Origin of the sequence: Streptomyces sp. x-19 (genome assembly GCF_046549115.1) — a bacterium.
GTDB lineage: Bacteria > Actinomycetota > Actinomycetes > Streptomycetales > Streptomycetaceae > Streptomyces > Streptomyces albulus_C.
Genome location: NZ_JAJPWK010000013.1, coordinates 165,089 through 178,708 on the forward strand (window position 1 = coordinate 165,089; position 13,620 = coordinate 178,708).

The 13,620-nt window shown below is 73.9% G+C and carries 11 protein-coding genes; 3 read left to right on the forward strand and 8 right to left on the reverse strand.

The genetic code is table 11. The features are described 5' to 3' along the window. Window positions 1–88: 88 nt before the first annotated feature. Together ACLJT4_RS26605 and ACLJT4_RS26610 are read left to right on the forward strand one after the other, a co-directional pair. Window positions 89–1,114 carry a hypothetical protein gene (locus ACLJT4_RS26605; RefSeq protein WP_411125854.1) on the forward strand — a complete coding sequence of 342 codons (1,026 nt, stop codon included), beginning with the start codon at window positions 89–91 and terminating at the stop codon, window positions 1,112–1,114. Window positions 1,115–1,311: 197 nt separating this feature from the next. Beyond that, window positions 1,312–2,343, forward strand: a complete 1,032-nt coding sequence (locus ACLJT4_RS26610; protein ID WP_411125856.1) for an aspartate-semialdehyde dehydrogenase — start codon at window positions 1,312–1,314, stop codon at window positions 2,341–2,343. A 48-nt stretch (window positions 2,344–2,391) separates the two neighbouring features. On the opposite strand, the gene ACLJT4_RS26615 is transcribed toward ACLJT4_RS26610, so the two are convergent. After that, a complete protein-coding gene (locus ACLJT4_RS26615; RefSeq protein ID WP_382662808.1) occupies window positions 2,392–2,913 on the reverse strand; it encodes a DUF1203 domain-containing protein in 522 nt (173 codons plus the stop codon). A gap of 124 nt (window positions 2,914–3,037) precedes the next feature. On the opposite strand from ACLJT4_RS26615, the gene pepN reads away from it, so the two are divergent. Beyond that, a complete protein-coding gene (gene pepN, locus ACLJT4_RS26620; RefSeq protein ID WP_411125859.1) occupies window positions 3,038–5,626 on the forward strand; it encodes an aminopeptidase N in 2,589 nt (862 codons plus the stop codon). A 359-nt stretch (window positions 5,627–5,985) separates the two neighbouring features. Here the strand turns inward: pepN and alc are convergent, their stop codons facing one another. From alc to ACLJT4_RS26655, 7 genes are all read right to left on the reverse strand, one after another. Continuing rightward, entirely contained in the window at window positions 5,986–7,131 is a 1,146-nt protein-coding gene (gene alc, locus ACLJT4_RS26625; protein ID WP_411125861.1) for an allantoicase, read from the reverse strand. 173 nt (window positions 7,132–7,304) lie between these two features. Next, a complete protein-coding gene (locus tag ACLJT4_RS26630) occupies window positions 7,305–8,252 on the reverse strand; it encodes a LysR family transcriptional regulator (protein WP_037634632.1) in 948 nt (315 codons plus the stop codon). A 35-nt stretch (window positions 8,253–8,287) separates the two neighbouring features. Beyond that, window positions 8,288–9,226 (reverse strand): DMT family transporter, encoded by a 939-nt coding sequence (locus ACLJT4_RS26635; RefSeq protein WP_411125863.1) that lies wholly within the window; start codon window positions 9,224–9,226, stop codon window positions 8,288–8,290. Window positions 9,227–9,346: 120 nt separating this feature from the next. Beyond that, complete coding sequence (locus tag ACLJT4_RS26640; protein WP_016576197.1) at window positions 9,347–10,321, reverse strand: acyl-ACP desaturase; 975 nt, start codon at window positions 10,319–10,321, stop codon at window positions 9,347–9,349. A 265-nt stretch (window positions 10,322–10,586) separates the two neighbouring features. Beyond that, complete coding sequence (locus ACLJT4_RS26645; protein ID WP_044375279.1) at window positions 10,587–10,835, reverse strand: hypothetical protein; 249 nt, start codon at window positions 10,833–10,835, stop codon at window positions 10,587–10,589. Between the two features lie 95 nt (window positions 10,836–10,930). Further along, the gene (malQ, locus tag ACLJT4_RS26650; protein ID WP_411125866.1) at window positions 10,931–13,117 is read right to left on the reverse strand and encodes a 4-alpha-glucanotransferase; all 2,187 of its coding nucleotides are present in this window, start codon (window positions 13,115–13,117) and stop codon (window positions 10,931–10,933) included. A 5-nt stretch (window positions 13,118–13,122) separates the two neighbouring features. Beyond that, on the reverse strand, window positions 13,123–13,383 hold the full coding sequence (locus ACLJT4_RS26655; RefSeq protein ID WP_016576256.1) for a hypothetical protein: 261 nt from the start codon (window positions 13,381–13,383) through the stop codon (window positions 13,123–13,125). Between the last annotated feature and the right edge of the window lie 237 nt (window positions 13,384–13,620).

Here is a 13,620-nt window from a genome sequence, read left to right on the forward strand (position 1 = left end):
CCCGTACTTGAGGGCGGGATTGTCCCGCTTGTGCCACAGGCGGGTAACAGCGGTTAGGGGGTGGAGCGGGACCGGGAATCTGCCGGGCATGAACCACGACGCCCCGCTCTCCCCGCTCCCCCTCCACCACCTCGCGGACGGCCACTGCCCGGTGCTGACCACCCATCAGCTCCGGGCGCACGGCGTGCCGCCGGCCGAGATCGCCGAGCGCTGCCGGCCGGGCGGGCCCTGGCAGCAGTTGCTGCCCGGCGTGCACCTGCTGCACCAGGGCCCGCCCACCAGCGAGGAGCGGCTGCACGCCGCGCTGCTCTACGCCCGCCACCGCGGCCCGTCCGTGCCGACCCAGCCGCCGAGCGCGGAGGCCGCCCGGGACCCGATGATCACCGGGCTGGCGGCGCTCGCCCTGCACGGCTTCGCCGCCGCCCCTCCGCTGCTGTCCCTGGACCGCATCGAGGTGCTGGTGGCGCGCACCCGGCGGCTGCGCTCGGTGGGCTTCGCCGACATCCTCCGGGGCGCGGACCTGCCGGACCCGCAGGACGTCACCGGGGTGCCCACCGCCCCGGTCCCGCGGGCGCTGGCGGACGCGGTGGCCGGCCTCACCGACGGGACCCTGGTGCGCCGGCTGCTGACCGAGGCGGTGCGCGGCGGGCACTGCGAGGCCGCCGCGGTGGTGCGGGAGCTGAGCCGGGCCCGGCTGCTGACCCGGCCGCACGTGGTGGACGCGGTCGACGCCCTGATGGCCGAGGGGCGGGCCCTGGCCGAGCAGCGGCTCTACGACCTGGTGCACGCCTACGGACTGCCCGACCCGCTGTGGAACGTCGACCTGCGGCTGCCGGGCGGCCCGTACCTGGGCGGGGCGGACGCGTACTGGCCGGAGTACGGGGTGGCCGTGGAGATCGACGCCCGCACCCCGCGCCCGTCCGACCACGGCCCCGCCGGCGCCGAGACGGACGAGCACCGCGAGCACCTGGAGCGGCTGGGCATCACCCTCGTCCGCTGCCGGCCACGGACCCTTCGGGAGGCCCCGGAGCAGCAGGCCACGGTGGTGCGCACGGCACTGATGGCGGCGGCGGACCGGGAGCCGACGCGGTACGTGGTGGTCCTCCCGCGCTGACCACATCATCACGGAGGGTGACGTTCCGCAATCGCCGGGCACGCTCCGTGCGCAACCGTGCGGTCCGCTTCTCCATCTATTGGAATGGATTGGACAAGGCGACGGGTCTCACACACATGATGGGAGCGCCACTGAGCAGGTGTTCCAGCAGACACCCGGAGCCAGGCCAGCGGGCCAGGTCAGAAAGAAGGAGTCCCATGAGGATCGGAATCGTCGGAGCGACCGGACAGGTCGGCGGCGTGATGCGGCGCATTCTCGCCGAGCGCAACTTCCCTGTCGAGCAGCTGCGGCTGTTCGCTTCGGCCCGGTCCGCCGGACGGACGCTGCCCTGGCAGGACACCGAGATCACGGTCGAGGACGCGGCCACCGCGGACTACTCCGGTCTGGACATCGTCCTCTTCTCGGCCGGTGGCACCACGTCCAAGGCGCTGGCGGAGAAGGTCGCCGCGGCCGGCCCGGTCGTGATCGACAACTCCTCGGCCTGGCGCCGCGACCCGCAGGTGCCGCTGGTGGTCTCCGAGGTCAACCCGCAGGCCATCACCGACCGGCCCAAGGGCATCATCGCCAACCCGAACTGCACGACCATGGCCGCCATGCCGGTGCTGCGCCCGCTGCACGAGGAGGCCCAACTGGTCTCCCTGGTCGTCGCCACCTACCAGGCGGTCTCCGGCAGCGGCCTGGCCGGCGTCGCCGAGCTGGACGGGCAGACCCGCAAGGTCGTCGAGCAGGACGCCACCAAGCTGACGCACGACGGTGCCGCGGTGGAGTTCCCGAACCCGGAGACCTACGTCCGCCCGATCGCCTTCAACGTCCTGCCGATGGCCGGCTCGATCGTCGACGACGGGCTGAACGAGACCGACGAGGAGCAGAAGCTCCGCAACGAGAGCCGCAAGATCCTGGACATCCCGGAGCTGAAGGTGTCCGGCACCTGCGTCCGCGTCCCCGTCTTCAGCGGCCACTCCCTCCAGGTCAACGCCCGCTTCGCGCGCCCGATCTCCCCCGAGCGCGCCCAGGAACTGCTGGCCGGCGCCCCGGGCGTCGCGCTCTCCGACGTCCCCACCCCGCTCCAGGCCGCCGGCCAGGACGCCTCCTTCGTGGGCCGGATCCGCCGGGACGAGACCGTCGACAACGGCCTCGCGCTGTTCGTCACCAACGACAACCTCCGCAAGGGCGCGGCGCTGAACGCCGTCCAGATCGCCGAGCTGGTCGCCGCCGAGCTGCGCGGCTGACCCGCCCGCCCACGGCGCGCACCGCGGCCGTTGCGGCGCCCCGCCGGGTCAGGGGCGGCGCACCTCGTACAGGAAGCAGCCGTACTCCAGCGCCCGGACGTGGACGGCCGCCACCTCGGGGTCGGCGAACGCCTCGTCGAAGGCCGCCTCGAAGCCGGCTCCGGCGTCCTCGGGGATCTCGAAGTACCGCCCGCCGGCGATCCGGCCCTGCCGGTCGTAGCGCCGCAGGGTCCGCAGGGCCCCGGCGTGGGCGTGCGGGTACGGGTCGGCGGCCGGGTCCGGCCCCGGGCACGGTTGGGCGTGGATGAAGACCGGTCCCTGCTCGTCGTAGGCCCCCGGGGCGGCGCCGGTCTCCGCGGCCCAGCGGCGCAGCGGCGCGTAGGAGACCAGGGCGACCCGCTCGCCCTCCTCGATGGCCCGCAGGCAGCAGCGCAGCGGGCTGCCCACGCAGTCCACCGGCGCCCCGTCCGCGCGGGCGGTGTACGGCTCCATGGGGCGGCCGGCGTCGTCGGTGCCGCGCAGCTCGGTGAGGGTGGCGGCCGGGATCGGAAGCGGTGCGTACGTCGTCATGCAGACAGGTTCGGCGCTCCGCGGCCGGGCCGCTGGCGGGATCCGGACGTCGTCCTGGCCGCGGCGGCGCCGTGGAAGGATGGCCGGACGCTGCGATATGACCGATCGTGAAGGAGAGGGACGGGTGCCTGGTACGAATCTGACCCGGGAAGAGGCCCAGGAGCGCGCGCGCCTGCTGACCGTGGACGCGTACGCGATCGAGCTGGACCTGAGCGGGGCACAGGAGGGGAGCGGCACGTTCCGGTCGGTGACGACGGTGCGGTTCGACGTCGCCGGCGAGGACGGCGCGGCGTCGTTCATCGACCTGGTCGCGCCGACCGTGCACGAGGTGGTGCTGAACGGCACGGCGCTCGACGCGGCGACGGTGTTCGAGGACTCGCGGATCGCGCTGTCCGGGCTGCGGCAGGGCCGCAACGAGCTGACGGTGGTCGCCGACTGCGCGTACACCAACAGCGGTGAGGGGCTGCACCGGTTCGTCGACCCGGTGGACCAGCAGACCTACCTCTACACGCAGTTCGAGGTGCCGGACGCCCGCCGGGTGTTCGCCAGTTTCGAGCAGCCGGACTTGAAGGCCACCTTCCAGTTCACCGTGACGGCGCCGCAGGGCTGGACGGTGGTCTCGAACTCGCCGACGCCGGAGCCGGCGGGCGCGGACGGCACGGTCTGGCGGTTCGCGCCCACGCCGCGGATCTCCACCTACATCACGGCCCTGATCGTCGGGCCGTACCACAGCGTGCACAGCACCTGGGAGGGCGCCGACGGCCGGTCGGTGCCGCTGGGGATCTACTGCCGGCCGTCGCTGGCCGAGCACCTGGACGCGGAGGAGATCTTCGCGGTCACCCGGCAGGGCTTCGACTGGTTCCAGGAGAAGTTCGCCTACGACTACCCGTTCGCCAAGTACGACCAGCTCTTCGTGCCGGAGTTCAACGCCGGGGCGATGGAGAACGCCGGTGCGGTCACCATCCGCGACCAGTACATCTTCCGCTCGAAGGTGACGGACGCGGCCTACGAGGTGCGTGCCGAGACGATCCTGCACGAGCTGGCGCACATGTGGTTCGGCGACCTGGTCACCATGGAGTGGTGGAACGACCTGTGGCTGAACGAGTCGTTCGCCACCTACACCTCGATCGCCTGCCAGGCGTACGCGCCCGGCAGCAAGTGGCCGCACTCCTGGACCACGTTCGCCAACTCCATGAAGACCTGGGCGTACCGGCAGGACCAACTGCCGTCCACCCACCCGATCATGGCGGAGATCCATGACCTGGACGACGTCCTGGTCAACTTCGACGGCATCACCTACGCCAAGGGCGCCAGCGTCCTCAAGCAGCTGGTGGCCTACGTCGGCATGGACGAGTTCTTCAAGGGCGTGCAGGCGTACTTCAAGGCGCACGCCTACGGCAACACCCGGCTGAGCGACCTGCTGGGCGCGCTGGAGAAGACCAGCGGCCGGGACCTCGCCACCTGGTCGAAGAAGTGGCTGGAGACGGCCGGCATCAACGTGCTGCGGCCCGAGATCGAGGTGGCCGAGGACGGCACCGTCACCGCCTTCGCGGTGCGCCAGGAGGCGCCGGCGCTGCCGGCCGGGGCGACCGGCGAGCCGGTGCTGCGGCCGCACCGGATCGGGATCGGCTACTACGACCTGACGGACGGCAAGCTGGTCCGCACCGGCGGCGTCGAGCTGGACGTGGACGGCGAGCGGACCGAGGTGCCGTTCCCGGCGGGCTTCCGCCGGCCGGACGTGATCCTGCTCAACGACGGCGACCTGTCCTACGCCAAGGTGCGGATGGACGAGCAGTCGCTGAAGGCCGTCACCGCGCACCTCGGGGACTTCACCGAGTCGCTGCCGCGGGCGCTGTCGTGGGCCTCGGCCTGGGACATGACCCGGGACGGCGAACTGCCGGCCCGGGACTACCTGGCGCTGGTGCTCTCCGGCATCGGCAAGGAGACCGACATCGGCGTGGTCCAGTCGCTGCACCGCCAGGTGAAGCTGGCGCTGGACCTGTACGCGGCACCGGAGTGGCGCGAGAGCGGCCTGGCGACCTGGACCGAGGCGGCGCTGACGCACCTGCGGGCCGCCGAGCCCGGCAGCGACCACCAGTTGGCGTGGGCCCGGGCGTTCGCCGCGGCGGCCCGCACCGACGCGCAGCTGGACCTCCTGCAGGGCCTGCTGGACGGCACCCAGGAGCTGTCCGGGCTCGCCGTGGACACCGAGCTGCGCTGGGCGCTGCTGGAGCGGCTGGCGGCCACCGGCCGGGCCGACGAGGCGGAGATCGCGGCCGAGCTGGCGCGGGACGCGACGTCCGCGGGCGAGCGGCACGCGGCGACGGCACGCGCCGCCCGGCCGACCGCGGAGGCGAAGGCCGCGGCCTGGGCCTCGGTGGTGGAGTCCGACGCGCTCCCCAACGCCGTGCAGGAGGCCGTCATCGCCGGCTTCGTCCAGCCCGACCAGCGGGAGCTGCTGGCGCCGTACACCGCGCAGTACTTCGCGGCGGTCAAGGATGTGTGGGACAGCCGCAGCCACGAGATGGCGCAGCAGATCGTGGTGGGCCACTACCCGGCCCTCCAGGTTTCCCAGGAGACCCTGGACGCCACCGACGCCTGGCTGGCGCAGGTCGACCCGAGCCCGGCGCTGCGGCGCCTGGTGACCGAGTCGCGGGCCGGCGTCGAGCGGGCGCTGAAGGCCCGGGCGGCGGACGCGGCCGCCGGCGCCTGACCGGCGCGGTACGAGAAGGGGCGGGGGGGCCGCGCCCGGGGGGGGGGGGGGGGGCGCCCCCGGGGGGGGGGGGGGGGGGCGCCGGGGGGGGGGGGGGGGGGGGGGGGGGGGGGCCGGGGGCGCCCCCCCCGCCCCCCCCGGGGGGGGCGGGGGGGGGGGCCCCCCCCCCCGGGGGGGGGGGGGCGCGCGCCCCACGCCCCTTGCTGCGGGCCCGGGCCCGCGAGGTGGAATCGCCCGGCGGACGGGCGTCAGGAGCGTGATCGTCCGCCGGGCGGGTCGAGTGGCCCCGCCGCGCGGCGCGCGCGGGGCGGACCGCCGGGCCCCGTCCCCCTCCTACGGGGCCCGGCGGGACGGGCGGATCAGCCGCTCAGCTCGTCGAAGCGGCGGACCAGTTCGGCCCGGCCGGCCTCGGTGAGGTCGCCGTGCACCCGCATCCGGGCCAGGCCGCCGTCGGGGTAGACGTCCAGGCGGACGTGGGTGGCGGTGACCCGGCGGGGCAGCACGAAGCGGTGCGGGGTGTCGGGCTGGAGCTTGGTCTTGGGCAGCACCTCGAACCACGAGGAGGCGTCGTCCGGGTTGCCGTCGCAGGCGGAGAGCCGGGCCCAGCCGGCCGAGTTGCCCTTGAGGTAGGCGGTGTCGATCTCGACGGCGCGGACCTCGCCCTGCGCGGCGAGCTTGAAGCGCACCCAGTCGTTGGTGCCGCGGACCCGGCGGCGGCGGTTCTCCCAGCCGTCGTCCATCTTGCGCGACAGGTCGGGCTGGATGATCTGGGTGGGCGAGGAGTAGAAGCGGTCCGACGCGTCCTCGACGGTGCCGCCGTGCATCACCGAGGCCAGGTCCAGGGTGCCCAGGACGTCCAGCCACTCCGGGTCCGGGACGACCTCGCCGTAGACCCGGAGGCGGGCTATGCCGCCGTCGGGGTGCTGCTTGAGGCGGAGGTGGGTGAAGCGGCGCTCGGTGGTGACCTCGAAGCCGTTGGCCGCGTGGCCGCGCACGGGGGTGCGGGGTACGAGCTCCTCCCACTTCACGCCGTCGGCGAGCAGGTCCTCGGGGCTGGGGCTGCCGGGCAGCGCGGTGGCCTCGACGGTGACCTGCTGCGGGTAGTTGCCGCGGAAGTGGGCGGTGTCGACGATGACGCCGCGGATCACGCCGGGGGCGGCGAGGCGGATCAGCGCCCAGTCGTGCTCGTCCTCGGTGGGGAAGGGGTGGTCGCCGTCGGCGCCCCGGCGGCGCCGGGTCTCCCAGCCGTCCATGATCTTGCCCTTGTGGCCGAAGTGCTCGGGGTCGAAGACCGCCGGGTTCGACTTCAGCAGGTTCTCCCGCTCGGCGAAGAACTCGTCGTTGGCGGCGATCACACCGGCGCCGAAGCGGCGGTCGGCCAGGTCGACGAGCGACGTGAAGGAGAAGTCACCGCCGCGGTAGTCGGCGTACGGGTCGCCGCCGGAGTACGGCTGGGCGTCGTTGGCGTGCGGATCGGTGGAATCGGCGGCCGGGGTGGCGGACATGCGTTTCCCTTCTGCTCCTGTGTGCGGTGCTGGGGACCGGTCCACCGTCGCAGCAGAACACCCGACAGGTCCATCGAAAGTTCGTGAGGAATATCTTCAGCAGCACTGAAAGGTCGCGGTTGAGCGGACGCTTTCGGTCCGCTCGGGCCGGCGGCCGACCCGCAACGCCGGGGTCACTCGCCGCCGGTGCGCCCCACGGCCGCCTGCGCGGCGGCCGCCTGCCGCAGCGCGGCCAGCACCCGGGCGAGCCCGGGCGCCCCTTCGGAGCCGCGCCGGGCGGCGGCGACCACGTGGCGGCGCGGCTGGTCGGCGTGGAGCACCCGCAGCGCGACCCCGCTGCCGCGCCCGGGGGCCCGCAGGCCGCCGGCCATCGCCATCCTGGGCACCAGGGCCACGCCCATCCCGGCGGCGACCATCGCCCAGATCGCGCTCCAGTCGGCGGCGGAGTGCGCCTGCTCCGGGACGAAGCCGGCGTTCTCACAGGCGGTGGTGGTGATCTGGGACCACGGGCCGCTGCTGCCGAAGATCCACGGTTCGCCGGCCAGGTCGGCCAGCCGCAGCCCCGGCTCGGCGGCCAACGGGTGGCCGGCCGGCAGTGCCACGTCCAGCGGGTCGGCGAGCAGCGAGACCCGGCTGAACTTCGGGTCGCGCGGGGTGGGCGCGTGTGCGGCCAGCGACAGCGCCAGGTCGACGCTGCCCTCGGCCAGCAGCTCGTACGCGGCCTCCGCCTCCGCCTCCCGCACGGTCACGGCCAGGCCCGGGTGGGTGCGGCGCAGCTCCTGGACGGCCGGCACCACCAGGGCCGGGATGGCGGTGGAGAACGCCCCGACCCGCACCGTGCCGGCCTCGCCCTGGAGGTAGCCGAGCAGGTCCGCGTCGGCCCGTTCCAGCTGCGCGAAGACCGCCTCGGCGTGCCGCAGCACCAGTTGGGCGGCGCCGGTGAGCCGGACCCGCCGGCCGTGCGCCTCCAGGAGCGTCACCCCGAGGGACTTGGCGAGCCCGGTCAGCTGCTGCGAAACCGCCGAGGGCGTCATGTGCAGCGCCTCGGCGGTCGCGGTGACCGTGCCCAATTCCTCCAGGGTGCGCAGGATGCGCAGCTTCTTGATGTCCCAGTCGGCCATGCGGGCAGCGTACGCACCCGGCGCGGCCGGTCCGGTCACCGTCTGCTGCCCGCCGCCCCCAGGGCCACCCCGGCGACGATCAGCGCCATGCAGAGCACCTGCACCGCGGTGATGCCCTCTCCCAGGACGGCCAGCGAGAGCAGCGCCACGCAGACCGGCTGGAGGTAGTAGACGACCCCGGCGCGCGCGGCGCCGACCAGGGCGATCGCCTTGTTCCAGGTGAAGTAGGCGACGGCGGAGGAGCACACGCCGATGTAGAGCAGCGGTCCGGCCGTGCCGGCGGTGAGCGGGAAGCCGCCCTCGACGCCGAGGGAGACGGCGTAGGCGGGCAGCAGCATCGCGGCGCCCAGTGCGAACGTCATGAACAGGAACGAGAGCCCGCCGATCCCCTCGGGGCGGCGGCGCAGCAGTGCGCTGTAGCCGGCGAAGGTGACGGCGGCGGCGAGCATCCACAGGTCGCCGCCGGCGAAGTCCAGGTGCAGCACCGCGGTGGGTGAGCCCTTGCCGACCAGGGTGACCACGCCCAGCAGGGCGAGCACCATGCCCGCGGCGCGGCGGGCGCCCAGCGGTTCGCGACCGCCGCGCCGGCCGCCGATCAGGTCGAAGAGGGCGATCATCATCGGCGAAGCCGCCGCGATCATCGCCATGTTGGTGGCGGAGGTGCTCTTCCCGGCCGTGTAGATGAGGGTGTTGAAGAGCGTGACGCCCAACAGGGCGGCCAGGGACAGGAATCCGAGGTGCCGGCGGATCACCGGCCACTCCCGGCGGACCTGCCCCAGGGCGAACGGGGCGACCGCCAGCAGGGCGATGATCCAGCGCCAGAACGCGGTCTGGACGGGCGGCACGGTGTCATGCAGGGCCCGGGCGATGACGAAGTTGCCGGACCAGACGACGGTCGCCGTCAGGGCCAGGGTCAGCCCCACGGCCTGTGTGGACGGTGTGCGGTGTGCGCGGGCCCGCTCCAGGACTGCCACGGTTCCCTCTCCCTCGATGGTGGATACGGATCCACCGTGGCAGTCACCTAACCATCAGGTCCATCGAATAATTCAGACCGTTCCTTTCAGAGAAACTGAAAGGAACGGTCGAAGCGGTACTCAGCCGCGGGCCGCCCGACGGGCCAGGATCGCGGCCTGCCGCTCGTCGAAGCGGCGCGCCTGCCCGTCCAGGCCCTCCAGGAACGCCCCGAGCTCCTCCTGGGCGGCGAGCCCCTCCGGGCCCAGCCCGCCGCGCTCCAGGACCTTCAGGTGGCGCAGCACCGGCTGGAGCACGTCGTCGTGGTGGATCCGCAGGTTGTAGATCCCGCCGAGGGCCATCTGCACGGCGGCCCGCTCGAAGCCGGGCATGCCGTGGCCGGGCATCCGGAAGCCGGTGACCACGTCCCGCACGGCGCACATCGTCCGGTCGGGGGCCAGCTCGAAGGCCGCACCGAGGAGGTTGCGGTAGAAGACCATGTGGAGGTTCTCGTCGTTGGCGATCCGGGCCAGCATCTGGTCGCACACCGGGTCGCCGGAGTGCCGGCCGGTGTTGCGGTGCGAGATCCGGGTGGCCAGCTCCTGGAAGGCGACGTAGGCCACCGAGTGCAGCATGCTGTGCGCGTTGTCGGACTCGAACCCGGCGGACATGTGGGCCATCCGGAACCGCTCCAGCTCGACCGGGTCGACGGCGCGACTGGTGAGGAGGTAGTCGCGCATCACGATGCCGTGCCGACCCTCCTCCGCCGTCCAGCGGTGGACCCAGGTGCCCCACGCCCCGTCCCGCCCGAAGAGGGTGGCGATCTCGTGGTGGTAGCTGGGGAGGTTGTCCTCGGTGAGGAGGTTGACCACCAGCGCGGTGCGGCCGATCGAGGTCACCTTGGACTGGTCGGGGGCCCACGCCTCGCCGTCCAGCACCCCGTCGAAGTTCCGCCCGTCGCTCCACGGCACGTACTCGTGCGGCATCCATTCCTTGGCGACCTTCAGGTGCCGGTTCAGCTCCTTCTCGACGACCTCTTCGAGGGCGTACAGCAGCCGGGCGTCGGTCCAGGCGGCCTGGCCGCGCGCTCCGTCGAGGCGGTCGGGGGCGATGGTCACGAGGGAACTCCAGGGGACGACGGACCTACGGCTCCGTAGGTTTGGACTTACGGCCCCGTAGGTTACGCCATCGTAGGTACGGCCCGGTTAAACACTTCCCCAAGGGGTGAATCACCCGGAAAGTCCGCAACTGGAGCCCCATGTCCGGTTTTTCGTGACCCTTGCCGGACAACGCAAAGGGGCGCCCACCGGTCCGGGAAGAACCGGTGGGCGCCCCTCGTGAAGGCGTCGCGGATGCGGGCGCGCGGCCCGCACGGGACTGGAGTCAGCCCTTGGACTTGGCCTGCTTGCGGGACTTGTCGGTCATCACGACGAGCCCGGCGATGATGAGGAAGAGCACGATGGGCGTCACGACGTAGAGGCCGAGCGTCTGGATCACGTTCAGGCCCGGACCCGGGTCGTCACCGTCGTCGCGGGTGAGCGCAAACGCGGGGGACGACATCAGCAGCATCAGCGCGGTGCCGGCGGTGATGGTTCCGGCGCGCAGGGCGGTGTTCTTGACCTTGTTGCTCACCCGTTCAACGTAGCGGACGGCGCTCGGCCCCGCGCGTCCGGGGTGGGGCTAGCGACGTCCGGGCAGGCCGGACCGGCGCCGCGGTGCGCGCCGGCTCAGGACGCGGCGGTGGCCAGCTCCCGCATCAGCGCGTGCAGGCGGGGCGAGGCGGCCAGTTCTTCGAGGGTGTGCGGGCGGCCGTCGGGGCCGGCGATGGGCAGGCGCCAGTTGGGGTACTCGTCCCAGGTCCCGGGGAGGTTCTGCGGGCGGCGGTCGCCCACCGCGTCCGGGAGCCAGATGCCGACCATCCGGGCCGGGGTGCGCAGCAGGAAGCGGTGGACGGCCCGGACCACCGCCTCCTCGTCGCGGACACCCTTGGGCAGCAGCCCGTGGCGGGTGAGCGCGCCGAGCCATTCGCGCAGTTCGTGGGCGGCCCGGGAGCGCTCACGCTCGGGCGGGCCGGCGAGCAGGCCGAGGCGGGCGCGCAGCGCGACGTCGTCGCCGGCGAGCCGGGCGGCGGTGGGCGGCAGGTCGTGGGTGGTGACGGTGGCCAGGCAGCCGGCCCGCCATTCGTCGGGGGCCAGGATCCGGGCCGGGGCCACGGCCCCTTCCGACGCCGGCGCCGGGTCCCCGGCACCGCCGGCCACGGCACCGTCCGTCGCGGCGCCGCCCTCGCCCTCGCCCTCGCCGTTGCCGTTGTCGTAGGCACGCTCGAACCACAGGACCGAGGTGCCCAGGACGCCCCGTTCCGCGAGCGCCTCGCGGACGCCGGGCTCGACGGTGCCCAGGTCCTCGCCGATCACCGCGGCGCCGGCCCGGTGCGCCTCCAGGGCCAGTGCGGAGAGCATCGCCTCGCCGTCGTAGCGGACGTAGGCGCCCTCGGTGGGCGGCCGGCCCTCGGGGACCCACCACAACCGGAACAGGCCCATCACGTGGTCGATGCGGAGCGCGCCGGCGTGCCGGAGCAGACCGCGCAGCAGGGCGCGGTAGGGCGCGTAGCCGGACCCGGCCAGGGCGTTCGGGCGCCAGGGCGGCAGACCCCAGTCCTGGCCCCGGGAGTTGAAGGCGTCCGGGGGCGCCCCGATGGACATCCCGGCGGCGAAGGCGTCCTGTTGGGCCCAGGTGTCCGCGCCGGAGGGGTGGACGCCGACGGCGAGGTCGTGGACGAGTCCGATGGCCATGCCGGCCTCCCCGGCGGCCCGTTGGGCGGCGGCCAACTGCTGGTCGGTGAACCAGGCGAGCCGGCAGTGGAAGTCGATCCGGTCCAGCAGGTCGTGGCGGATCCGGGCGGTCTGCGGGGAGCGGGGGTCGCGCAGTCCGGCCGGCCAGCCGCGCCAGTCGGGGCCGTGCCGCTCGGCGAGCGCGCACCAGGTGGCGTGGTCGTCCAGGTCCCGGCCCTGTTCGGCGAGGAACTCGCAGTAGGCGGCGCGCCGGCCGGGACTGAGCGGGACGGCGGCGAGGAGTTCCAGGGCCTCCCGCTTGAGGGCCCAGACGGCGTCCCGGTCGATCAGTCCGCCGCGGTCGAGAACGTCCTCGCGCAACGTGCGGGCCCGGACGGCCAGTTCGTCGGCCCGCACGCGGGCGTCGCCGGTCAGCAGGGCGTACTCGGGGACCTGCTCGATGCGCAGGTGGACGGGGTCGGGGAAGCGCCGGGAGGAGGGCCGGTAGGGGGACGGGTCGGTGGGCGCCCCGGGGACCGCCGCGTGCAGCGGGTTGAGCTGGACGAAGCCGGTGCCCAGGGCGCGTCCGGACCAGGCGGCGAGGTCGGCGAGGTCACCGAGGTCCCCCATGCCCCAGGAGTGCCGGGAGAGCAGGGAGTAGAGCTGGACCAGGAAGCCGTGGCTACGGCCGGGCGGGGCGGGCACCGCGTCGGGGGCGACGATCAGGTGGGCGCGGGCGGTGCGGCCGTCGGGGGCATCGGCGCGGAGGTCGTGGACGCCGAGCGGGAGGCGGGCCAGCGCGGTCGGGTCCTCGGTGCCGCCGTGCGGGGTGCCGTCGCGCACTTCCGCGCCGAGGACGGCGCCGCCCTCGGTGCCGACGCGCAGGACGGTGCCGTCGGGGAGGTCGGGCAGGCGTGGGGCGCGGCCGCTGCGGGCGGTGACGGTGGGGGGCAGCAGGGCCCGGCCGGCGGTCCGCTCGTGGGCGGCGAGGGCGGTGCGGACGGCCTCGGGGGTGGAGGCGTCGACGCCGAGTGCGGCGAGCACCGCGACGACGGTGTCGTCGGAGACGTGGACGGTGCGGCCCGGCGCGGGCTCGTAGGAGGTGGCGATGCCGTGGAGCCGGGCGAGCCGGGCGCGGCCCATGGCGCTCAGACCTCCATCGACTCCGTGCCCAGTCCGGTGGCCGTCGGCTCGCTGGTCAGCGGGAGTTCGGCGGAGATGGGGACCTCGCTGGTGAGCGGGGCGCTGTCGGCGAGCGGGGGCTCGCTGGTGAGCGGCGGCTCGGCGAAGCTGAACGAGCCGGAGCCCTCCAGGCCGGAGTCGGGGCCGGACACCCCGTCGAAGAGCCCGGGCTCGCCGCAGGGTTTCGCGGCGAGCGCGTCGAGGAGCAGTTGAGCGGATGCGGCCACGAGGGGCCTCCCGTTCATCGGTAGTGGGACACGTCTGCCCTACCCAGTCGACACGAGAGCAGACGTCTCTACCCAGTAAACGTGACTCACGTCACAGTAGGGGCTGCGCCGGCGATTTCGCGGCGGGGAGCGCCGTGCGGCGCACAGAACGCCGGACGACGCCGCCTCGGGACGCAATTCCTGCGGTACGGGCATGTCATGTTCGGGTCATGATGACGGGTGGTGGAAGGGCCGCCC